The sequence below is a fragment of the Stenotrophomonas indicatrix genome, from assembly GCF_050573115.1.
GTDB lineage: Bacteria > Pseudomonadota > Gammaproteobacteria > Xanthomonadales > Xanthomonadaceae > Stenotrophomonas > Stenotrophomonas lactitubi_A.
On the sequence record NZ_JBNYZT010000008.1, the window covers coordinates 129337 to 152074 of the forward strand.

Annotated in this window: 20 protein-coding genes and 1 pseudogene; 9 read left to right on the forward strand and 12 right to left on the reverse strand. The window is 67.7% G+C overall.

Annotated elements, in window-relative coordinates; genetic code table 11:
* Window positions 1-14 precede the first annotated feature (14 nt).
* The gene (locus ACQ5SA_RS17895) at window positions 15-284 is read left to right on the forward strand and encodes a gas vesicle protein GvpG (protein ID WP_230112891.1); all 270 of its coding nucleotides are present in this window, start codon (window positions 15-17) and stop codon (window positions 282-284) included.
* Between the two features lie 195 nt (window positions 285-479).
* Here ACQ5SA_RS17895 and ACQ5SA_RS17900 read toward each other — a convergent pair whose 3' ends face one another.
* Entirely contained in the window at window positions 480-1343 is an 864-nt protein-coding gene (locus ACQ5SA_RS17900) for a TolB family protein (RefSeq protein WP_499315359.1), read from the reverse strand.
* Window positions 1344-1391: 48 nt separating this feature from the next.
* On the opposite strand from ACQ5SA_RS17900, the gene aroE reads away from it, so the two are divergent.
* From aroE to ACQ5SA_RS17920, 4 genes and pseudogenes are all read left to right on the forward strand, one after another.
* Window positions 1392-2237, forward strand: a complete 846-nt coding sequence (aroE, locus tag ACQ5SA_RS17905) for a shikimate dehydrogenase (RefSeq protein ID WP_353101630.1) — start codon at window positions 1392-1394, stop codon at window positions 2235-2237.
* A 3-nt stretch (window positions 2238-2240) separates the two neighbouring features.
* Window positions 2241-2591 (forward strand): hypothetical protein, encoded by a 351-nt coding sequence (locus ACQ5SA_RS17910; protein ID WP_108265742.1) that lies wholly within the window; start codon window positions 2241-2243, stop codon window positions 2589-2591.
* 197 nt (window positions 2592-2788) lie between these two features.
* A pseudogene (dinG, locus tag ACQ5SA_RS17915) lies at window positions 2789-4846 on the forward strand (ATP-dependent DNA helicase DinG); the annotation flags it as partial.
* A gap of 129 nt (window positions 4847-4975) precedes the next feature.
* Window positions 4976-5266, forward strand: a complete 291-nt coding sequence (locus ACQ5SA_RS17920) for a hypothetical protein (protein WP_499315361.1) — start codon at window positions 4976-4978, stop codon at window positions 5264-5266.
* 71 nt (window positions 5267-5337) lie between these two features.
* Here ACQ5SA_RS17920 and ilvD read toward each other — a convergent pair whose 3' ends face one another.
* A complete protein-coding gene (ilvD, locus tag ACQ5SA_RS17925) occupies window positions 5338-7176 on the reverse strand; it encodes a dihydroxy-acid dehydratase (protein WP_499315363.1) in 1839 nt (612 codons plus the stop codon).
* 504 nt (window positions 7177-7680) lie between these two features.
* Here ilvD and ACQ5SA_RS17930 point away from each other — a divergent pair.
* Window positions 7681-8250: a DUF1190 domain-containing protein gene (locus ACQ5SA_RS17930; protein ID WP_499315365.1), complete on the forward strand. Its 570-nt coding sequence runs from the start codon at window positions 7681-7683 to the stop codon at window positions 8248-8250.
* 7 nt (window positions 8251-8257) lie between these two features.
* Window positions 8258-9436, forward strand: coding sequence for a glutathionylspermidine synthase family protein (locus ACQ5SA_RS17935; RefSeq protein WP_499315367.1), 1179 nt, complete (start codon window positions 8258-8260; stop codon window positions 9434-9436).
* Between the two features lie 114 nt (window positions 9437-9550).
* Here ACQ5SA_RS17935 and ACQ5SA_RS17940 read toward each other — a convergent pair whose 3' ends face one another.
* From ACQ5SA_RS17940 to ACQ5SA_RS17985, 10 genes are all read right to left on the reverse strand, one after another.
* Window positions 9551-10849 (reverse strand): DUF58 domain-containing protein, encoded by a 1299-nt coding sequence (locus tag ACQ5SA_RS17940; protein WP_499315368.1) that lies wholly within the window; start codon window positions 10847-10849, stop codon window positions 9551-9553.
* On the reverse strand, window positions 10846-11832 hold the full coding sequence (locus tag ACQ5SA_RS17945) for an AAA family ATPase (RefSeq protein WP_089237639.1): 987 nt from the start codon (window positions 11830-11832) through the stop codon (window positions 10846-10848). The genes ACQ5SA_RS17940 and ACQ5SA_RS17945 overlap by 4 nt, the downstream gene beginning before the upstream one ends.
* Window positions 11829-13019, reverse strand: coding sequence for a DUF4350 domain-containing protein (locus ACQ5SA_RS17950; RefSeq protein WP_499315370.1), 1191 nt, complete (start codon window positions 13017-13019; stop codon window positions 11829-11831). Before ACQ5SA_RS17950 ends, ACQ5SA_RS17945 begins: the two co-directional genes overlap by 4 nt.
* Window positions 13016-14641 carry a DUF4129 domain-containing protein gene (locus ACQ5SA_RS17955; RefSeq protein ID WP_499315371.1) on the reverse strand — a complete coding sequence of 542 codons (1626 nt, stop codon included), beginning with the start codon at window positions 14639-14641 and terminating at the stop codon, window positions 13016-13018. The genes ACQ5SA_RS17950 and ACQ5SA_RS17955 overlap by 4 nt, the downstream gene beginning before the upstream one ends.
* Window positions 14631-15623 carry a stage II sporulation protein M gene (locus ACQ5SA_RS17960; RefSeq protein ID WP_353099121.1) on the reverse strand — a complete coding sequence of 331 codons (993 nt, stop codon included), beginning with the start codon at window positions 15621-15623 and terminating at the stop codon, window positions 14631-14633. Before ACQ5SA_RS17960 ends, ACQ5SA_RS17955 begins: the two co-directional genes overlap by 11 nt.
* Window positions 15620-16309, reverse strand: coding sequence for an RDD family protein (locus ACQ5SA_RS17965; protein ID WP_499315373.1), 690 nt, complete (start codon window positions 16307-16309; stop codon window positions 15620-15622). Before ACQ5SA_RS17965 ends, ACQ5SA_RS17960 begins: the two co-directional genes overlap by 4 nt.
* Window positions 16310-16433: 124 nt before the next feature.
* Complete coding sequence (locus ACQ5SA_RS17970) at window positions 16434-16964, reverse strand: gamma carbonic anhydrase family protein (protein WP_099819819.1); 531 nt, start codon at window positions 16962-16964, stop codon at window positions 16434-16436.
* A 117-nt stretch (window positions 16965-17081) separates the two neighbouring features.
* Window positions 17082-17900: a nucleotidyltransferase domain-containing protein gene (locus ACQ5SA_RS17975; RefSeq protein ID WP_499315375.1), complete on the reverse strand. Its 819-nt coding sequence runs from the start codon at window positions 17898-17900 to the stop codon at window positions 17082-17084.
* Window positions 17901-18029: 129 nt separating this feature from the next.
* On the reverse strand, window positions 18030-19919 hold the full coding sequence (mnmG, locus tag ACQ5SA_RS17980) for a tRNA uridine-5-carboxymethylaminomethyl(34) synthesis enzyme MnmG (protein ID WP_499315376.1): 1890 nt from the start codon (window positions 19917-19919) through the stop codon (window positions 18030-18032).
* Between the two features lie 587 nt (window positions 19920-20506).
* Window positions 20507-20974: a hypothetical protein gene (locus ACQ5SA_RS17985; protein WP_089237625.1), complete on the reverse strand. Its 468-nt coding sequence runs from the start codon at window positions 20972-20974 to the stop codon at window positions 20507-20509.
* 159 nt (window positions 20975-21133) lie between these two features.
* Here ACQ5SA_RS17985 and ACQ5SA_RS17990 point away from each other — a divergent pair, with 159 nt between their 5' ends.
* Window positions 21134-22096 (forward strand): pyridoxal-phosphate dependent enzyme, encoded by a 963-nt coding sequence (locus tag ACQ5SA_RS17990; protein ID WP_499315378.1) that lies wholly within the window; start codon window positions 21134-21136, stop codon window positions 22094-22096.
* Window positions 22093-22725, forward strand: a complete 633-nt coding sequence (locus ACQ5SA_RS17995) for a YdcF family protein (protein ID WP_099819815.1) — start codon at window positions 22093-22095, stop codon at window positions 22723-22725. Before ACQ5SA_RS17990 ends, ACQ5SA_RS17995 begins: the two co-directional genes overlap by 4 nt.
* Window positions 22726-22738 lie beyond the last annotated feature (13 nt).

The window sequence follows — 22738 nt, forward strand, 5'->3', positions numbered from 1 at the left end:
CGGAGGAACACGCGATGGGACCTGAAATGGGTTGGATGCAATGGTTGATCTGGGGCACCGGTACGCTGGTGTTCGGGGCCATCATCGTCGGCGTGTTCGTCGCTGCCTGGCGCGCCGCTCGGCGGCCGCCCGAGCAGCTCTCCGCTGCCGCCCAGGTTGCCCGCGAGCAGGCCGTGCCGGAGAGCGTGCAGGCCGAACTGGCCGCACTGAACCGGCGCAAGGACAACGGCCAGCTGAGCGAAGCGGAATACGAGCAGCAGCGCGCGAAGGTGCTGTCGCGCTGATCTGATGTTCTGGTAGTCGCCAACCTTGGTTGGCGCTCCGGGTGCCCACTCCGAACCATCATCCACGCATGGCGTGGATCTACTGGTGGGGGACAACCTTGGTTGGCGGTTTTGTTTCTGTGCCGACCCAGGTCGGCACCTACCGGAGGGGGGCGGTCGGCATCCTCCGAACCATCATCCACGCATGGCGTGGATCTACCGCACGCACCCCGGCTCTGCCACCACCTTCGGCACCGCCAGCCGGTACACGTCCACGCCACCGGCGCGTGGCGACTTCGCCGCACTGCTGGCGACCATCATTTCGCCTGGCTTGGCGTTGTCGACCACCGGCGCGCCGGTCCAGCCGCTTCCCTGGTTGAACGACAACCCCAGCGGCTGCAGCGCAGCGCCCGTCCACGCGCAGCCGCTGGTCCAGACCTGCGCGGTGTCACCGCTGCCACGGCTGAAGGCCACGGCGCCCGCGCTGCCCAGCCAGTCGCCGTCGGTTTCATCGGCAGCGCTGTTCAATGCCTGCAACGCCGTCGCCGGCCCGCGCGCGCCTTCCGCGTCCAGCGTGGCCACGAACAGGTCCCAGCCGGCACCACGGCCCTGCTGGCGGGCAAACAGCAGCCGCCGCCCGTCCGCGCTCAATGCCGGGCCGCGCTCCTCATGGCGACCGCCATCGCCGGCCAACGGCTGCGGGGCGCCCAAGCCGCCATCGGCGGCAATCGCCACCCGGTACAGCGCCAGCCGGCCCTCGCGACCTGCGGCGAACAGCAGCCAGCGGCCGTCGCGGCTGAAATACGGATCGCGCACTTCGCCGGACACCGCCAGCGGCAACGCCTGCGCCTGCTGCCAGCGGCCGTCGGCCACGCGCGCCTGCCACAACCCCCAGCCGGCATCGCCACGGCGGGCGAAGACGATGCGCTGACCATCGGCGCTGATCGTGGCCCGGCCCTCATCGGCACGGGTGGAGACCACGCCCATGCCCTCGATGCCGTACTCGTTCAACGCCATCGCCACCGGGGCAGAGAGTAGACTGGCGGCGAGCACCAGCAGGGTCGGGGCGATACGCATCATCCAGGTCCATGCATGAAAGAGCACCAGTCTAGCCAGCTTGAGGATTCCATGACCGATCGTTACGCCGTCTTCGGACACCCCGTCGCCCACTCGAAGTCGCCGCAGATCCATGCTGCGTTCGGTCGCCAGGAAGGCATCTCCCTCGACTACCGCAGCATCGATCTCGCCCCGGACGCATTCCTGGCCGGGCTGGAGGCGTTCGCCTCCGAGGGCGGTGTCGGTGCCAACGTCACCTCACCGCACAAGGAAGCGGCATTCTCCGTGTGCACCACGCTGACCGCACGCGCGCGCCGCGCCGGCTCGGTCAACACCCTGCTGCGCAAGGGCGACCGCTGGCACGGTGACACCACCGATGGCATCGGTCTGGTGCGCGACCTCACCGACCGCCACGGCCTGGACCTGCGCGGCCGCCGCGTGCTGCTGCTGGGCGCCGGTGGTTCGGCGCGCAGCGTCGCGCCGGCGCTGCTGGATGCCGGCATCACCGAACTGGTGGTGGTCAACCGCACGCCGGAACGCGCCGACGAACTGATCGATGCCATGGGCGAGCCGGGCCGCGCGCTCAGCCGTTACTGGGACGATCTGCGCGACCTCGGTGATTTCGAGCTGATCCTCAACGCCACCTCGGCCGGCCGTGATCGCGACGCCGAGTTCAAGCTGCCGCTGTCGCTGGTCAATTCGATGACTACCGCCGTCGACCTGAACTACGGTGAGGCCGCCATCGCCTTCCTGGCCTGGGCGCGCGCCGTGCAGTGCCGCAACACGGTTGATGGCCTGGGCATGCTGGTCGAGCAGGCGGCCGAGAGCTTCCTGCAGTGGCATGCCGTGCGCCCGCAGACCGACGAGGTCTACCAGCAGCTGCGCGCCGGTGCCGGTGCCTTCGCCGGGCAAGACTGATCGATGGACAGCCAGGCTCTGATGGTCTCCCTGCTGACCATGGTCGGCGTGCGCCTGCCGGTGCTGATCGCCCTGTGCGTCGGCCTGGTCTGGGTGATGGGCGCGCCGCGCGATCCGGCACGCACCGGTGCGCTGACCGGCCTGCTGCTGTTGCTGGCGTCCAGCATGGGCAGCCTGCTGGCCAACCTGGTGCCGATGTGGATGGTCAGCAAGGGCGACTTCAGTGCGATCTCGCAGCTGAGCACCGTGCTGGGTGTGGTCCACTTCGGCCTGGCGATGCTCGATGCCGTCGGCACGGTACTGCTGGTCTGGGCATTGGTACGGCTGCTGCGGCAGCGCGCTGCGACGCCCTGACCCCGATGGCGGCCTTGGCCGCATTGGTGGCGTTGTGGGGCGCGCATCCAGCCACCGCGCGACGCTGCTGACCCTGTTCAGCGCCCGCGCATCGGAGCCCGTGGCCGGCCATGCGACAATGGCCGGCCTGACCCCGCTACGGTAGTTCTGGCGTGACCGAAACCGTCGCCGCCCCACGCAAGCTCGATGACACCTTGAAGGACGCGATCCGCAAGGCGTACACGACGCTGCAGGCCAATACCCCCGGCTTCTCCACCCGCCGCTCGCAGAGCCAGATGATCGGCGTGGTGTCGCGCGCGCTGTCCACCAGTGGTGGCGTGGGCGTGGTCGAGGCGCCGACCGGCGTTGGCAAGAGCCTGGGCTACCTGACCGCCGGCGTACCGATTGCCTTGGCCAGCAAGAAGAAGCTGGTGATCAGTACCGGTACCGTGGCGCTGCAGTCGCAGCTGGTCGAGCGCGATATTCCGAACTTCCTCAAAGCCACTGGCCTGGAGGCGACCATCGCGCTGGCCAAGGGCCGTACCCGCTACCTGTGCACGCGCAACGCCGCCGAAGCACATGGCGAGGGCGCGCAGAACGGCATGTTCGACGACGAGCAGCCGCTGTTCGACCGCCCGCTGGCGCCGATCGAGATGGACATCGCCAAGCGCCTCACCGTGGCCTTCAGCAACGGCAGCTGGGACGGCGACATCGACAACGCACCGGAAACCATCAGCCCCGGCCTGCGCGGGCGCATCACCACGCCGGCCTCGAGCTGTGCGGGGCGACGCTGTGCGTACTCGGCGCAGTGCGCGGTGCTGCGCTCACGCAACACCGTGCGTGACGCGCAGATCGTGGTCACCAACCACGCGCTGCTGCTGTCGGCGCTGTCCATTGGTGACAGCGACAACGGCCAGCCGATGATCGCCGCGCCGTCGGACATGCTGTTGGTGCTCGACGAAGGCCACCACGTTGGCAATGTGGCCATCGATCAGGGCGCGGCCAGCCTGGCGTTGGATGAAATGGCCAAGCGCACCGGCCGCCTGCAGATCCTGATTGCCGGTGCCTACCGTGCCGTCGACAAGGATCGCCTTGGCAACCTGCTGCCGAACGAAGCCATCGACGCGGCCAGCAACGTGGCCAAGGGCCTGCGCATGTTCCGCGACCACGTGGAAGCGGTGTGGATGCCGGCGCCGGCCGATGAGGAACCGATGTGGCGCGCCGCCAACGGGCGTCTGCCCGAGGCCTGGCGCGAACCGATCGAGGCGCTGGCCGACGATACCCGCAGCCTCTACAACTGGGCGCACGCGGCCACCGCGCAGGTCGCCAAGGGCAAGCCGGATGATCCGGCACGCGAGCGCCTGCAACGCAACCTGGGCATGGCCCTGGAGATGATCGAGCAGCAGTACAACCTGTGGCAGGTCTGGCGCCGCGAAGACAAGGAAGGCGCGCCGCCGATGGCGCGCTGGGTGACCGCCACCCGCGATGGCGACCTGGTGCTGCATGGCTCGCCGGTGTCGGCCGCGCACGTGCTGCGCAAGCTGCTGTGGGATGAAGTGGATTCGGTGGTGCTGACCTCGGCGACGCTGACCGGCGGCGGCGATTTCCAGGCGCTGGCGATCGACAACGGCATCCCTGAAACCGCCGAGATGGTGTCGCTGTCTTCCCCGTTCGACCTGCCCAACCAGGCCGAGCTGATCGTGCCGCCGTTCCCGGTCACGCCCGATGACCGCGAAGGCCATCCGCGTGAAGTGGCGCGCTACATCGGCAAGGAACTGGACTGGACGAAGGGCTCGATGGTGTTGTTCACCTCGCGCTGGAAGATGGAGAAGGTGGCGGGCCTGATGCCTGCCGCCAAGCGCAAGCAGGTGCTGGTGCAGGGCGAGATGTCGAAGACGCGCATGATCGACGAACATCTGCGTCGCGTAGCTGCCGGCGAGGGCTCGGTGCTGTTCGGGCTCAACTCGTTCGGCGAAGGCCTGGATCTTCCGGGTGAAGCCTGCACCACGGTGGTGATCACCCAGGTACCGTTCGCGGTGCCGACCGATCCGCAGACCGCCACGCTCAGCGAGTGGGTGGAAGCGCGTGGCCTCAATGCGTTCAACCTGATTGCGATTCCGCATGCGTTGCGCACGCTGACCCAGTTCGCCGGCCGCCTGATCCGCACCTCCACCGACACCGGGCGGGTGATCATCCTCGACTCGCGGCTGCTGACCCGCCGTTACGGCAAGCGGATCATCGACGCGCTGCCGCCGTTCAAGCGCACCATCGGTTGAGGTGCTCTGGTAGCGGCGGGCCATGCCCGGTGAAAAGCCTCAACCCCTTAAGTGGTAGTGCCGGCCGCTGGCTGGCAACCTCGCGGATCGGACTACCATGGCGCGACCGCACGCGCAGAGGGGAGTCACATGCACGATTGGACAATCATCGCGACCCACAGTGACTGGATCGCCGCCACTTTCGAGCTCGTCCTCCGCGATGCGACCCAAACGGAGCGCCATCTGCAGTTCGAAGCGGTCGAGCATGTGGTGCTGGACAGGAGCGAGCCCTGGGGGCCGAGTGCATCGATCAACGAAGTGATGGCGAGCGAGGATCGCGCCGAGGGCGGCATCCGCGTGGTGTTCGAGTTGCAGTCCGGCGGTGCGGTCCACATCTCCGCAGGCGCGTGCCGCATGGATGGCGAGCCGTTCGCGTTCTGAGCAAGAAGGGGACGGAGGGGATTAAGTCGTTTGTGCCACAAACGACTTAATCCCCTCCGTCCCCTTTTCTATCAATCGCCGAGCAGGGCGGTGTTGCGCACGGCGCCCTTGTCGGCGCTGGTGGCCAGCAGGGCGTACGCCTTCAGCGCGCTGGTGACCTTGCGTGGGCGCGATGCACGCGGCTTCCAGCCACGTGCATCGGCGTCGGCGCGGCGTTGTGCCAGCGTGGCGTCGTCCAGCAGCAGGTCGATGCGGCGCGCGGGGATGTCGATGCGGATGCGGTCTCCATCCTCCACCAGCCCGATCACACCGCCGCTGGCCGCTTCCGGGGAGACATGGCCAATCGACAGGCCCGAGGTGCCACCGGAGAAGCGCCCGTCGGTCAGCAACGCGCACTGCTTGCCCAGCCCCTTCGACTTCAGGTAACTGGTCGGATACAGCATTTCCTGCATGCCCGGGCCACCCTTCGGGCCTTCATAGCGGATCACCACCACGTCGCCGGGCTTCACTTCATCGGCGAGGATGCCGGCCACCGCCGCGTCCTGGCTTTCGAACACGCGCGCATTGCCTTCGAACACGTGGATCGATTCGTCCACGCCCGCAGTCTTCACCACGCAGCCGTCGACGGCCAGGTTGCCGCGCAGTACGGCCAGCCCACCTTCCAGTGAGTAAGCGTGTTGCAGCGAGCGGATGCAGCCCTCGGCGCGGTCAACATCCAGCGACGGCCAGCGCGTGGCCTGGCTGAAGGCTTCCTGGGTGGGGATGCCGGCCGGGCCGGCCTTGAAGAAGGTGTGCAGGGTGTCGTTGTCGCTGCGCATCACGTCCCAGCGATCCAGTGCTTCACCGAGCGTGCTGCTGTGCACGGTAGGCACAGACGTATCCAGCAACCCGGCGCGGTCCAGCTCACCGAGGATGCCGAACACACCACCGGCGCGATGCACATCTTCGACGTGGTACTTGGGCGAGTTCGGCGCCACCTTGCACAGCTGTGGCACGCGCCGCGACAGTGCGTCGATGTGGGACAGGTCGAAGTCGACCTCCGCTTCCTGCGCGGCAGCAAGCAGGTGCAGGATGGTGTTGGTGGACCCGCCCATGGCGATATCCAGGGTCATCGCGTTGGCGAACGCGGCCTGGGTGGCGATGCCGCGTGGCAGTGCGCGCGGATCCTCGCCGCCATACCAGCGGTGGCAGAGCTCGACGATCAGGCGGCCGGCGCGGCGGAACAGCGCTTCGCGGTCGGCATGCGTGGCCAGGGTGGTACCGTTGCCGGGCAGCGACAGGCCCAGCGCTTCGGTCAGGCAGTTCATCGAGTTGGCGGTGAACATCCCGGAGCACGAACCACAGGTGGGGCAGGCGCTGCGCTCGTACTCGGCCACTTTCTCGTCGCTGGCGGTTGCATCGGCGGCGATCACCATCGCATCAACCAGATCCAGCTTGTGCTCGGACAGCTTGGTCTTGCCGGCTTCCATCGGTCCGCCGGACACGAACACCACCGGAATGTCCAGGCGCAGCGCGGCCATCAGCATGCCGGGGGTGATCTTGTCGCAGTTGGAAATGCACACCAGCGCATCGGCGCAGTGCGCATTGACCATGTACTCCACCGAGTCGGCGATGATCTCGCGGCTGGGCAGCGAGTACAGCATGCCGTCGTGGCCCATGGCGATGCCGTCGTCCACGGCGATCGTGTTGAATTCCTTGGCCACGCCGCCGACCTGTTCGATCTCGCGAGCGACCAACTGGCCAAGGTCCTTCAGGTGTACGTGGCCGGGCACGAACTGGGTGAAGGAGTTGGCGATGGCGATGATCGGCTTGTGGAAGTCGCCATCCTTCATGCCGGTGGCACGCCACAGGGCGCGGGCGCCGGCCATGTTGCGGCCGGCGGTGGAGGTGCGGGAGCGGTATTCAGGCATGGCTGGCGGAACGGGCGGGCCGTACGACGTGGGGGTCGGTTGATGATGGCGGAGTTTTTCGGTTGCTGCTGCAACCACCGGTGGTGGTCCGGCAGGACTGCGCCCTGCACCTGCCGAATCAACGGCAACGTCAACGGCAACAGCCTGCATTCCGCGGGATGGCGTGGTGGGTCCGGTGGCGGGGGACGCCGTAAACCCGTCCTTGGGGGCTTGGCCGCGGCATCCATGCCGCGGACACCCCCGCCACCGGACCCACCCCGCCTTCGACAGTTGTCCGCGATCTGACAGGGTCGAATCCCGTTGCTGCACAGTGGGCTCTGACCCGATTCTTGCTGTTGGTGGGTGTCGACCTTGGTCGACACGTGGATCCACGCCATGCGTGGGTGGAGCGAGGGAGAGAACGACGAAAATGAAAGATCGTTCATCTTTCCCACTTTGCCGATTCCGGTTGTTGGCCGGGATTTGGCATGATGGGGCATTGTTCCGACTTGAAGGCATGAGGCCATGAAACGTTCCCGCACCACCGCGCTGCTGCTGATGAGCGCTGCGCCGCTGCTGTTCACTGCCTGCCAGAAGGAAGAGCAGGTGCAGGTGCAGGAAGGCCTGTATACCTCGGTGGAGGCCTGCACCACGGCTACCGCTGATCCTTCTGCCTGCCGCAATGCATTCGCCGAGGCGCAGAAGAAGTCCGTCGATGCAGCGCCGAAGTACGCGACCAAGGAAGCCTGCCAACAGGACTACAAGCCTGAGCAGTGCGTGCAGCAGCACACCTCGGCCGGTACCTCGTTCATCGGCCCGATGATGATGGGCTTCTTCATGTCGCAGATGCTGAGCAACCGCGGTGGCCTGGCCCCGCAGGCGCCGGCGTCGGCGCCGGCCTACCAGGACAAGAGTGCCGGTTGGGCGCGTCCTGCCCCCGGTGGCAGCGGCGGCCTGAACACCGCCAGCGGCATCGGCGCGGGCAAGGCCGGGCTGGCCCCGGTCAGCAGCGAGCCGAACCGTGCGGTGACCGCCAGCCGCAGCGGCTTCGGCAGTACCAGTGCGCGCCGTAGCGGCAGCAGCGTCGGCGGCTGATCAATCCATGCAACGTATCCGTATTGCCGAGCGCGCCCAGTGGCGGGCGCGCGCGGAGGAAGCCGGTTTCCGCTTCCACACCATCGACGGCCAGCCGTACTGGGATGAAGGCGCGTACTACGCGTTCACCCTGCGGCAGATCGAACAGGACATCGAAGACCCCAGCGCCGAACTGCACCAGATGGCGATGGACTTGGTCGGCGATGTGATCGCCAGCGAGCGCCTGATGGACCAGCTGGCGATCCCCGCGCACTACCGCGACTGGATCGCCGACAGCTGGCGCCAGCGCCAGCCGCACCTGTACGGGCGACTGGATCTGGCCTACGACGGCACCGGCCCGGCCAAGCTGTACGAGCTGAACTACGACACGCCGACCTCGCTGTTCGAAGCCAGCTTCTTCCAGTGGCAGTGGCTGGAGGACCAGCGCAACGCCGGCCGCCTGCCGCAGCATGCCGACCAGTTCAACGCGATCCATGAAGCCTTGGTCGAACGCTTCGGCGAGCTGGCCACGCAGCTGCCGCCGCCGCTGTATTTCAGTGCGGTGGGCAGCTCGGACGAAGACCGCGGCACGGTCGACTACCTGCGTGACTGCGCTTCGCAGACGGGACTGCACGGGCAAGCGATCGCCATCGAAGACATCGGCCTGTCCGAAGACGGGCGCTTCACCGCGCTGGACGATACGGTGATCGGCACGCTGTTCAAGCTGTACCCGCTGGAAGACCTGATGGCCGAGGAATTCGGTCGTGCGTTGCCGGGTTCGGGCGTGCAGCTGCTGGAACCGGCATGGAAGGCGGTGCTGAGCAACAAGGGCATCCTGCCGCTGCTGTGGCAGCGCAATGTCGGCCACCCGAACCTGCTGGAGGCACATTTCGACGATGGCAGTGCACTGGCTTCGGGCTGGGTGCGCAAGCCGCTGTTCTCGCGCGAAGGCGCCAACATCGAGATGCACCTGGCCAACGGCAGCACGCAGCGTAGTGATGGACCCTACGACGGCCCGGCGATCATCCAGCGTGCGCATCCGCTCACCCGCTTCGAAGGTGGTTACCCGCTGATCGGCAGCTGGGTGATCGGCGACCATGCCTGCGGCATCGGCATCCGCGAGGACGACAGTGCGATCACCCGCGACAGTGCGCGCTTCGTGCCGCACGCGATCATCGACGAAGCGCCGACGCGGATCTACGTCTGATGGAGGTGCGGCATCAGCCGAATCGTTTGTTGCAAGGTAGTGCCGGCCGCTGGCCGGCAACTGCAGGGCGCTGCTGACGTTCATGAGGTTGCCGGCCAGCGGCCGGCACTACCCTTAGAGCAGCCCTTCGCGCTTCACCGCCAGATAGCGTTCCACCAGCGCGGCGGGCAGTGCATCGGCGGTTACGTCCAACACCATCACCCGTTCGGCACGCAGCGCGTCATGCGCCTGCGCGCGCTGCTGCAAGTACAGCGCGGCGGCACCGGCCTGCGCGGCATCCTCAACCGTATGCACCTCACCCTCCAGCGCAGCATCCAGCTCGCGCTCACGCAGGCTGGCCACGCACACCAGGTGGCGTCGCTGCAGCAGGCGCACGGCAGCAAGCAGGTCTTCGATGTCTTCATCGCGTACGTTGCTGACCAGCATCACCAGCGCGCGCCGACGCTGGCGCAGTGATACTTCGGTGGCGGCGGCCAGGTAATCGGTGGCCACCGCCTGTGGCTGCAGGTCGTAGCTGGCGCGCAACAGGTGCTGCACCGTGCCCATGCCGCGCTGCGGCGCCACCCAGCGGCGCTCGCCGCCGACGGCGAACAGGCCAGCGGCATCGCCCTGGCGCAGGGCCAGGTAGGCCACCACCAGCGAGGCATTCAAAGCATGGTCGAAATGCGAGAGCCCGCCTTCGCTGGCCAGCATGCGCCGGCCGCTGTCGAGCATCAGCAGCAGCTGCTGGTTCTTCTCGTCCTGGTACTCGCGCGAGATCAGCTTGCGCGCGCGTGCGGTGGCCTTCCAGTCGAGCTGGCGCAGGCTGTCGCCGATGCGGTACTCGCGCATCTGGTGGAAGTCGGTACCCTCGCCACGGCGGCGCTTCACATGCGCACCCACCAAGCGTGAAGCCTGGTCGGCGCTGAACAGTGCGAAGCGGGTGAGCGGCACGAAGTTGGGATAGACCCGTACCTCCAGCGCCGGTGGCAGCGTGCGTTGCTGCCACCACAGCCGCCACGGCGAGCGGATGCGCAGCTGCACGCCCTCGAAGGCAAAGCGCCCGCGCTGCTGCGGCTGCACGTGGTAATGCAGCGAGCTGACATGGCCGGCCCGCAACTGCACGCGCTGTGGCAGCGATTCCAGTGGCCAACCGCCCGGCACCAGATCGAACACGTGCACGTGCATGCTCTGTTCGCTGTGCAGGCGCAGGCCGACTTCGCGACGTACGCCCAGTGCCAGCGCCTCGGGCACGTCACGTTCGACGCTGGGCGACGGCCGACGTCGTTGCCGCCACAGATCAACCAGTGCCGGCACGGCAATCAATGTGCCGGCCACGGTCCAGCTCCAGCGCGGCAGCAGGCCGCCCAGCACCACGCCTCCCAGCACGGCCCAGGCCAACAGCAACGCCAGCAGCAGCGGCGCAGGCCTCATCGGCGCGGCGCTTCCACCTTGGCCAGCAGCGCACCCAGCACGTCGTCGGCATCCTGGCCTTCGATCTGCAGCTCCGGTGCCAGCGCAATGCGATGGCGCAGGGCAGGGCGGGCGATGTCGCGCACATCATCGGGGGTGACGAAATCACGCCCGGCCAGCACCGCCTGCGCGCGCGATGCACGCACCAGGGCGATGCTGCCACGCGGGCCGGCGCCAACGGCGATGCCCGGCCACTGCCGGGTAGCGGCCACGATGCGCACCGCGTAGTCGATCACTTCATCATCGACGGTGATCGCGGCGGTGGCCTGCTGCAATGCCAGCAGTTCACCGGCTCCGAGTACGCGCGGCACCTGGCTCAGGTCGAAATCGCTGGCGGCACGGCCGCTGGTGATCGCCGCGACCATGCGCTTCTCGTCTTCCAGCTGCGGATAGTCGATCAGCACCTTCAGCAGGAAGCGGTCCAGCTGCGCTTCCGGCAGCGGATAGGTGCCTTCCTGTTCCAGCGGGTTCTGCGTGGCCAGCGCCATGAACGGCGGCGCCAGGGTGAAGGCCTTGCCTTCGATGGTGACCTGGCCTTCCTGCATCACTTCCAGCAGCGCGGACTGGGTCTTGGCCGGGGCGCGGTTGATTTCATCGGCCAGCAGCAGGTTGGTGAACACCGGGCCGCGGCGGATCTTGAAGCTCTCGCTTTTCGGGTCGTACACCGCATGCCCGCTGACGTCGCTGGGCATCAGGTCGGGGGTGAACTGCACGCGGCCATAGTCCAGCTCCAGTGCCTGCGCCAGCGCGCGCACCAGCAGGGTCTTGCCGAGGCCGGGCACGCCTTCGATCAGCACGTGACCACCGGCCAGCAGGGCGACCAGGATCTGGTCGAGCACATCGGCCTGGCCGATGAAGGCGTGGCCGACGGCCTGGCGGATGGCGTCGACGCGTTCGATCAGGCGGGCGGTGGCGGCCGCCGGAAGTTCAGGGGCATCGGTCATAGCAGGGATCTCATCTGGAGCAGCAAGCGGATGCGCTCGCGCAGGGCGGAGGAATCTTGCGGCGAAGGCGGCGTGAGTGCACTGGTGACACGACTGACCGGCCATTGCAGCACCGCGGCGATGGCCTGGTCACGCGCAGCACCGTCGAGTGCGGCCGCTACGGGTGCGCGCAGGCGCAGGCGATGCAGGAACAGCGCCTGCACGGCCTGGTAAAGGCGCGCGCCATGACCGAAGCGCAGCAGCAGTTCGCCACTGGCGCGCACGTGTTCCAGCAACGAACGGCGCTCGATCACCGGGGCGGGCAGGGCACTGCCGAAGCGTTGCGCGCGTGACCACAACCAGCCGAGGATCGCCAGCAGCAGCGGCACCCACAGCGGCCAGCCCTGGTAGAAGATGCGCGCGCCCAGCGAGGGCGGGCGACTGCCGTACACCAGCCAGACCGTGCCCCGCCCATAGTTGGGGTCGAGCAGGTAGCGGGTCAGATCGCGGTGCGAGAGGTCGTGCAGGCCATCGCGGGCAACAGCATCGACGTCGACAGGGCGACGGCGCGTCGACGCGTTCGGTGCTTCACCACGCATGACGTCCATGTCCGCCAGCACGTCAATGCGGCCCTTGCCGTGCGGCAGGCGTGCGAATACCAGTCCTTCGTTGCCGCCCCATCGGCGCTCGGCCGTGGCGTTGGCCTGGAAGCCCAGGCTGAAGCGCCGGCCGCCGCAGAACTCGACATGGCTGGGATCATCGACCACGTGGAAGGGCTGGCAGTCGCTGCCATGGAACAGGCTGTCCACGCCGATCCTGTCCAGCAAGGGCCCCTGCGTGCTGCTGGCATCGTCCTCGGCCGGCGGCTGCGTGCGCAGCAGCAGATGGCCGCCGGTATCCACCCAGTCCAGCAGGGCCTGCGCAGTGCGCGGCGGCATGTCGGCGGTGTCCTGCAGCAACACCAGCGTATCGGTGGCGGCCAGTGGCATCTGTGCCAGGTCCAACCGCTGTCGGGACTGCACCTCGATGCCGTCGGCGCGCAGGGCCTGGCCCAGCACATACAGCGGGTTGTAGCTGGCTTCGCCCTGTGGCGGCAGCACGACGGTCTCGGTCACCTTTTCATGCGTGCGCAGGAACAGGATCGTCAGAGGCACGCCGAGCAGGACCAGGGCGCCCAGCAGCAATGACCAGAACAGGCGCGGCGTCATGCCTGCCACCCGTACTGCTGGCGCAGGGTGCTGGCCAACGCATCGAAATCGCTGCGGCTGGGCAGGCGCCCACCGTAGGCGGCGTACTGCCACATGCGCACGATGCGCGCGAACAGTTCACGGTCGGTGCTGTCGGTCATGCGCCGCGAGGCACGCAGGCACTGTGCCTCGGTGGCACCAGGCGGCAGCGCGATGCCGGTACGCTCCACCAGTGTGCGTACGCTGGCGCGATACAACAGGGCCAGCGCCTGCCGCGGTCGTCCCTGGTCCCACAGCAACCCGGCCTGGGTCGCCACATCGGGCGGCAGCACCACCGGCATTTCCACCTGCTCTTCGGTGATCTGCGGTGCCTGCTTTTCTTTGCGGCCGCCGGAACCACGCAACCACGGCAGCCACAGCCGCGCGGTCAACAGCAACACCAACAGCAGGACGCCCAGCAGCCCCCACAGGCCCCATTCGGCGATCCGTGCCAGCCACAGCTGGCCGCTTTTGCGCGCCTTGCGGTCTGTGTCGCTGCTACTGTCCTTCTGCAGATCCTTCTTGTCTTTCTTTTTTTCGGCGGCGTCTTCGATCGGCTTCCACCGGCTGACCTGCCGCGTCGGCCGCTGCAGCGGATCTTCGTAAGCGCGGTTCACGGCCTGGCGGAAGCCAGCGGTATCCACTGCCTTGTCGCCGAAGATCACCGCCGGTGTGTTGGCCGGATCGTTTTCCGCAGTGGCCGCTTCCTCGGCTTCTTCCGCGTCTTCGTCTTCCTCGGCGCTGGCCGTAGCGGTCTGCCCGGCGTCCTGAGTGTCGGCGTCCTGCGCGTGCACGGGCGCCAACGGCAGCGCCAGGCACAGCAGCAGCACCAACGAAGAGGCGACCGGCAGCAAGCGTTCACGCAGGCGACGCAGGGCGATTTCCACGTCCCAGGCTTCCATCTGCGTACGCCGGTTCAAGTACAGGCCGAAGCCGGCGCCCACGTAGAACGGCCCGATCAGCGCCGCTGCCAGCCAGAACAGCAGGTTGAGGCCAAGCTTGGCCCATGCGGGTGCTTCCACGCTGACCATCGCCCACGCCGCGCGCCAGGATTCGGGCAGCAGTTCCAAGGGAATGAAGATGAAGATGGTTGCGATCGCGCCCACCACCAGCACCAGCTCGAATGCCAGGCAGGTCACCGCCAGCACCAGTGCAGGGCCCGCAGCGCCGGCAGCGACTGCGCGCCGACGCGCGCCGCGTTGCGCGGGCGCATTGCCCTCCAGCAGATTGACCGGCAGGCACAGGCTGCGCAGGCCACTGAAACGACGCCAGCCCAGGTAACCCCAGAAGCCGCTGCCACCCCACTGCCGCTGCGCGCGCACCGCAGCGCGCGCACCGACCCGCTCGCCGAAGATGCCGCGCGAGAGCACGTACAGCGGCGCGCGCTCGAACAAGGGCTTGCACCACCACATCGCCAGCCAGGCCCAGCCGAAGGCATCCAGCCACCAGCCCAGCGCATTGAACAGCACGAACAACGGCGCACTGGCCAGCAGCCAGCTGCCCCACACACCGCGTGCATGGCGGCGGGCAAGCGCAGTGCCCAGCTCCATCGCTTCCCAGCTGCTGCGCGCGCGCAGCACCACGTCCAGGTGGTCAATCCGCATGGCTGCCTCCGCGTCCACCGCGCCACAGCCACAGCAGCACGCCGGCCCACAGCACACCGGCCACGCTGAACTTCACCGCAGCTGGGATTTCGGCGATGGAGGACCAGAATGCTTCCACGAACGCTGCCAGCAGCAGCATGAAGGCCACGCCCAGACACAGCCGCGCGCCGATGCGTCCCCCTTCGACCAGCGCATCCAGGCGCCGCCGTCGTCCGGGAGCCAGCAGTTTCATGCCCAGCTGCAGGCCGGCACCGCCAGCGATCACGATGGCGGTCAGTTCGAACGCGCCGTGGCCGGCCACGAAGCGCCAGAACGGGCCACCATGGCCGATGTGCTGCAGATGGCCCGCCACCGAGCCGATGGTGATGCCGTTGAACAACAGCACCAGCAACGTGCCCAACCCCGCCAGCAGGCCGCTGGCGAAGGTGCGCAGGGCGATGCCGATGTTGTTCATGATGTAGTAGCCGAACATCATCCAGTCGGTACCGCTGTCGCGGCCCAGTCGCTCGGCGGACGGATCGTACATGCGCTCCATCTCGGCGATCTGGCCGTTGTCCATCAGCAGGTGGATGCTGTCCGGGTATACCTGCACCAGCACGAAGCAGGCCAGCGCCGGCACGGCAAACATCGCCAGCGCGGCCCACATGCTGCGCGCCTGGCTGCGTACCAGCAGCGGGAAATCAGCGACCAGGAATTCCAGCGCGCGCCGCCAGCGGGTCGGTGGCGTGCGGTACAGCACGCCATGGCCGTGCTGCATCAGCTGCTGCAGGCGCTGCACAAGCTGTGGGCTGTAGCCGCGTTCGCGGGCCAGCGCCAGCTGCTGGCACAGCCGTCGGTAACGCTGCGGGAAGCTGACATCGCCGGCCTCCTCTGCGCCCGGCTTGCGCCGGCGCCGACGCGAGGCATCCGCGCGATGCTGCAGCCACTGCTCCAGGTCATGCCATTCCTGTTGATGGCGGGCGACGAACTGTTCCTGCTTCATCGTCGTCCCAGCAACCAGTTGGCCATCGCATACAGGCGCAGCACGCCGACTTGGCCGGACGCGCTGGTCAACGGCTCGGCAATGCTGGCGAGTTCCTGCTGGCGCGCGGGGGACAGGCGTGGCGCGCGCTCGGCGAAGGCCATCACCGCCGCCTGTTCCTCCGGGCGCAGCGGTTGCGGTGGGGCCAGAACGCTGTCGATGGTGGCCGGCGGCGGCAGGTAATGCGGCGGTGCATGCACCACCATCGTGCCGGCAACCAGATCGCCCAGGCGGCGGCCATGCGGATCGAACAGGCTGCTGATCAGGCCCAGCGCGTAGCCGAAGGGCAGCATATCCACGGTGCGCAGCAGGTTGCGGGTGATCGATGCCATCCAGCCCACCGGTGCGCCATCCTGTGCCAGCACCCGCAGGCCCAGCACGCGCTTGCCGAGCGTACGGCCCCACAGCGCTTCGCAGACGATGGGGTAGGCCCACATCAGCAGGAACATCAGCGCCCTGTACAGGCCACGACCGAACTCATCGAGCAGGGCCAGCGGTATGGACAGCGCAGTCAGCGCGCCGAAGCGGACCGCCAGGTCGATCAGCCAGGCCAGGGCGCGCGGCATCGGTCCTGCCGCAGGCAACTGCAGCGGCACGCCTTCCGGCGTTACCACCTCGCGGTAGGTATCGAGCATCGGCGCGGCCATCAGCGCGATGGCCGCCGAAGTGGGCGCTGGAGTCCTCTCCGGCGTGCAGCCACGGGCATGGGGGTCTCGACGGTTCCTGGTCGGGCCCAGACTTTAGCAGAGCCCGGCCACCGGTGATGCGGCCTCAGCCCAGGTACTCGTCCTTCAGCCGCACGTAGTGGTCGGCCGAATAGTGCAGCGACTCGATTTCCTTGTCGCTGAGCGTACGCGCCGGACGGGCAGGGTTGCCCACCCACAGTTCGCCTTCGCCCACCACCTTGCCGGGGCCGACCACTGCACCGGCACCGACGAAGCCATGGCGCTCGACCCGGGCACCGTCGAGGATGCACGCGCCCATGCCGATCAGGCTGTAATCGCCGATGCTGCAGGCGTGGATGATGCAGCCATGGCCGACGGTCACGCCTTCGCCGATCAGGGTCGGGTAGCCGGCCTTGTTGTACGGGCTGTGGTGGCTGACGTGGATGATGGTGCCGTCCTGCACATTGGTGCGTGCACCGATGCGGACGAAATTGACGTCACCCCGGATGACCGTGCCCGGCCAGACCGACACGTCGTCGGCCAGTTCGACATCACCGATGATGGTGCAGGCCGGATCGACATACACGCGCTGGCCGAGCACCGGCATCTTGTCGCGGAAAGGGCGCAGCGGGGTCATCGGTGTCTCCGGCAGATCAGGGCAATCGTGATGATGATACGCGGCGAAAGCGTCGGTAGATCCACGCCATGCGTGGATGCCCCCCCGTGGCGACCACGGGCGGCAGGCGCGAAGCGCCTACCCCGGCGCGTGCTCGGCCAGCATCTGCCGGAACAGGCCGTCCAGCCATGGACCATCGCCATGCCCGACAGGCAACGCCGGGCCTTCGGCGCGCCTGGCCATTTCCTGGTTGATGTAATCGCTGATGGCGGCGATGCGGGGACCTGCCGTCACTTCGGCACTGGCGCGTTTTACCACCAGCAGCGCTTCGATCGCTTCGCGTACCGCGCCATCCGGCAGCAAACGCTCCAGCAGATGCTCGAATGCCATGGGCGGTGGGCTGGAATCGCTTTCGATCCACTGGCAGGCCAGCAGCGCACGCAGCACGTACAGATACTTCTTGGTACTGATGGCCGCGCCGCCGAGATGCCGGCTGTACGTGGTGCGCGCCATGCTCATGTAGTGCCACCAGCTGCCCAGTGGCGAATAGAAGCGGGTAGCAGCCTCCCACAGCTGCGCCACGGCAGCATCGTTCTGCTGGTACACGATGGGCGAGCGCAGCCATTCGATCAGTGTCGGGTTGGACTTGGATACCAGCCGCAGCGCCTTGCGCAGGTCCCAGCCGCTGACGTCCAGCTCGTCGTCGATCGGCAGTTCGATCACATCGCGCTGCGCCTCGCCCGGCCCGGTGCTCTCGTTGACACTCAGGTACCAGGGCTGGCGGTGCACGTAGATGAAGCGTGCATCGTAGTCGCTGTCCGGCGACGAGAAACCCCAGCCGCGGCTGCCCGATTCGCAGGCCAGCAGCACGCGCACGTCATGCCTGCGTTCGATGTCGGCCAGGGTGGCCAGGATGGCGGCGCGCTTGTCCGGCGCGATCGGGTGGATGTCGTCCATGTTCATCCACTGTACCGCATGGGCCGGTCGGTACCGGGAACCTCATCCACGCATGGCGTGGATCTACTGCGGCGCTTGACGCGCCGGATCATCGGCAGCGCTGGGCCATGCCCGGCGCTGCCACACGCGTTACGCCACGCGTCCGCGCCGCGCACGTTCCAGATGCACCAGCAGCAGCGAGATCGCTGCCGGGGTCATGCCCGGAATGCGCTGTGCCTGGCCGATGGTCTGCGGACGAACGCGCTCCAGCTTCTGCAGCGCTTCGGCCGACAGCCCGCGCACGATGGCGTAGTCGAAATCGCCCGCAATCGGGGTGGCTTCATGCCGCTGCTGGCGCTCGATCTCCTCGCGCTGGCGATCCAGGTAACCGGCGTACTTCACCCCGATCTCCACCTGTTCGGCCACTTTGCCATCGGCCACGGCCGGGCCGAGCGAGGGCACCTGCATCAGCTGCGCGTAATCCAGTTCAGGGCGCTTGATCAGGTCCAGTACGTTGGTTTCGCGGCTGACCGCAACGCCCAGCGTTTCCTGTACTTCGCGGCCCAGCGCATTGGCCGGGGTCGCCCACAGCGCGCCCAGTCGCGTGCGTTCTGCGGTTACGGCGGCCTGCTTGGTTTCGAAGGCACCCCAGCGACGGTCATCGACCAGGCCCATGTCGCGGCCGGCCGGGGTCAGGCGCTGGTCGGCATTGTCTTCGCGCAGCTGCAGGCGGTATTCGGCGCGGCTGGTGAACATGCGGTACGGCTCGTTGGTGCCGTGGGTGATCAGGTCATCGACCAGCACGCCGAGGTAGGCTTCGTCGCGACGCGGGCACCAGCCATCAAGGCCACGCACCTGGCGTGCGGCATTGAGGCCGGCAAGCAGGCCCTGCGCGGCAGCTTCTTCGTAACCGGTGGTGCCGTTGATCTGGCCGGCGAAGAACAGGCCGTTGACCAGCTTGGTTTCCAGCGAGGCCTTCAGCCCGCGCGGATCGAAGAAGTCGTATTCGATGGCGTAACCAGGGCGGGTGATGTGCGCGTTGGCGAAACCGCGGATGCTGCGCACCATCTCCAGCTGCACGTCGAACGGCAGCGAGGTGGAAATGCCGTTGGGATAGATCTCGACGATGCCCAGGCCTTCCGGCTCGACGAAGATCTGGTGGCTGGCCTTCTCGGCGAAGCGCACCACCTTGTCTTCGATGGACGGGCAGTAGCGCGGGCCGATGCCTTCGATCTGGCCGCTGTACAGCGGCGAGCGGTGCAGAGCGTCGCGGATGATCTGGTGGGTCTGCTCGCTGGTGTGGGTGATCCAGCAGCTGACCTGCTGCGGATGCTCGTCCACCGAGCCGAGGAAGGACATCACCGGGCGCGGCGTGTCGCCGGGCTGCTCGTCCATCACGCTGTAGTCCAGCGAACGGCCGTCGATGCGCGGCGGCGTGCCGGTCTTCAGGCGGTCCACCTGGAACGGACGCTCGCGCAGGCGCGCGGCCAGCGTGGTGGCCGGCGGGTCGCCCATGCGGCCGGCAGCGTACTGGGTCGGGCCGACGTGGATCTTGCCGGCCAGGAAGGTGCCGGCGGTCAGCACCACAGCCTCGGCGTCGAAGCGCAGGCCGGTCTGGGTGATGACACCGCGCACGGCGTCGCCCTCGATGACCAGGTCATCCACCGCCGCCTGGAACACGGTCAGGTTGGCCTGGCCCTCGACGATGGCGCGGATCGCCATGCGATACAGGTTGCGGTCGGCCTGGCAGCGGGTGGCGCGTACGGCCGGGCCCTTGGACGCATTAAGCGTGCGCCACTGGATGCCGGCGCGGTCGGCGGCATGCGCCATCGCACCGCCGAGGGCGTCGATTTCCTTGACCAGATGGCCCTTGCCGATGCCACCGATGGCCGGGTTGCAGCTCATCGCCCCCACCGTTTCAATGTTGTGGGTCAGCAGCAGGGTGCGCACGCCGGTACGGGCCGCAGCCAGCGCGGCCTCGGTGCCGGCGTGGCCACCGCCGATGACGATGACGTCGTAACGATGGAAGGAATCGATCATGGGGGCTGTTCAGCAAGGAGGCGGGCGCAGCTTGGGGGCGCGCCGGGGTGGCGATTTTAACGCCAATCGGGGTGGGGACGTCGGCGCCGGCCGGCTTGCGTCCAAATCAACCCTAAAGTTGGCAGGATTTTTGCAGATAACCCAATAGCACCCACCGTGGCTGGCGCCGCAGGCGCCCGTGACCGGAATTGGAACAGGGGCCGGTACAGGCGCACGGTGGGGGAGCAGAGGGGCCGGCAGTCGGGGGACTGTCCGGCCCTGTTTTTTTAGCCGGGAAAGCGCCATCCACGCATGGCGTGGATCTACTGATGCTCGGCCCCTGCGTAGATCCACGCCATGCGTGGATGCCGTTGCGGCGCCCCGGAACAACGAACGGCCCCGCAGTGCGGGGCCGTTCGTCTTCAAAGGTGCCGACATCCGACAGGGCCGGAACAGGGGGGATCCAGATGTTCCTGTCGGATATCGACGTAGAGCTGATTGCGACGTGTCCTGCCGCTTTTGTCACTTTGTGACGCGGGCCGTCACCACCTGCGTAGATTGAGGCTTGGACCGTGTGAAATGCAAGACGGAACACGCGCAACTGTGCGCTATCTCTCCTGATCCATCGCACGCCAGGGGGAACTGTTCATTCTCGGCGCACGCGGAGCCGGAGCTGGGCGTGCCTGCGGCGGAGGCGAGGGGCGCTCGACCCGCTGTGCGGGCTGCGACGGCCGACGCATCGAATCCATGTTGCGCCACGGCGAGCCGCCATTGTTCTGGCGCGGCGGCGGCGGCGGACGGTTCTCACCGCCATTGCCGGGGCGCGGTGGCGGCCGATGGTTGTTGTGCGGCGGGCGATAGATCGGCCGCTGGTAGTACGGGCCGCCGTAGCCGTAATAGCCACCGCCGCCGTAATACGGATAGCCGTAGTCGGCCGGGTAGCCATAGGGGTAGCGGTATTCCACCGACGGCGCACCGTGGTAGTAACCACCGCCGCGGCCACCGACATAGTCATAAGTGGTGCAACCGGTCAGGGCCAGCAACAAGCCACCGGCAAGCATCAGGCGCGTTTTCATGATGGGTCCCCCCAGAGGACGGGTATGCAGGCAGCTTCGGCCGTCGGCGTTGAATCAGCCCTTAATTCCGCCGGCCAGGATGAATGGCGGTGTAGGACTGCATGCTGGCATGACCGATGGCGCCCTCGCCAGCGCGGAGGCATACGTTAATCTTGCGTCATGAGCGATTCACTGTTGCCCCGCGCTGATGACGTCCTTGCCGCCGCTGCGCGGATAGCGCCCCATGCCAGCGTGACCCCGGTGCTGCGCTCGCGCACGCTGGACGCATTGGCCGGTGCGCGACTGGCGTTCAAGGCTGAGCACCTGCAGCGTGGCGGCGCGTTCAAGTTCCGCGGTGCCTGCAATGCGGTGTGGTCGCTGGATGCCGATCACGCCAGTGCCGGTGTGGTGACCCATTCTTCCGGCAATCACGGTGCCGCGTTGGCGCTGGCGGCCCGCACGCGTGGCATTCCCTGCCATGTGGTGGTGCCCGAGGGGGCAGTGGCGGCCAAGCTGGCCAACATTGCCCGGCATGGCGCCACCCTCTGGCGCTGCCCAGCCACCATCGCCGACCGCGAAGCCACCTGCGCCAGGGTGCAGGCCGATACCGGGGCTACCCTGGTTCACCCGTACACCAACCCTGCGGTGATGGCCGGGCAGGGCACGGCCGCGCTGGAGCTGCTGCACAGCGAGGGTCCGTTCGACGTGCTGGTGGTGCCGGTGGGCGGCGGTGGCCTCGCCAGTGGCACCGCATTGGCCCTGCAGCACGCCAGCCCGGGCACCCGACTGGTGCTGGCCGAGCCGGCCGGTGCCGACGACACCGCCCGTTCGCTGGCAGCCGGCAAGCGGCAGGAGGCATTTGCCCCGCAGACGATCTGCGACGGCCTGCGCACGCTGATCGGCGCGCCCAACTTCGCGCTGCTGCAGGCCGCGGGTGCCGAGGTCATCGTGGTTGATGATGCCGCCACCCTGGCGGCGATGCGCCTGCTGTGGGACGTGCTGAAGCAGGTGGTCGAGCCGTCCTCGGCGATCGTGCTGGCGGCGGTGCTTGCGCAGCCGGCGCGCTTTGCAGGCCTGCGCGTTGGACTGGTGCTGTCCGGCGGCAATGTCGATCTGCCTGCCCTGCGCTGGGGAGCGCCATGAGCCGCGGCCGCCATCGCGAACGTACCGGCCTGCTCGGTTGGTTGTGGCGGTTGTTCGTGCTGCTGGTGATCTGGCTGCTGGGCGTGACCGCCTGGATCGTCTGGGTCGGCGAACGCGACCAGGCGGCCAAGGCGGACGCGATCATCGTGCTCGGCGCAGCCGCCTATGATTCAAAGCCCTCGCCGGTGTTTGAAGAGCGCATCCGCCACGGCCTGGATCTGTACGACGCCGGCTACGCGCCACTGCTGATCTTCACCGGCGGCTATGGCGGCACCGGCGCGCGCTTCTCGGAATCGCAGGTGGCGCGGCGCTACGCGCTCAAGCACGGCATTCCCGATGACGCGATCCTCATCGAGACCGCCTCGCGCAATACCGTGCAGAACCTGGTCGAGGCCAAGCGGCTGATGGACCAGCGCAAGCTGCATTCGGTGATCATCGTCAGCGACCCGCTGCACATGGCGCGCGCGCTGCGCTTGAGCAAGGCGCTGGGCATCCAGGCATTGGCGTCGTCCACGCCGAGTACGCGCTTCCGCAGCTTCCATACCAGCTGGCGCTTCCTGGTGCAGGAGATCTACTTCTTCCACCGCGACCTGGTGCGGCCGCCGCTGAGTTCACCGGCCAATACCTGAGGGCAGGCGTGCA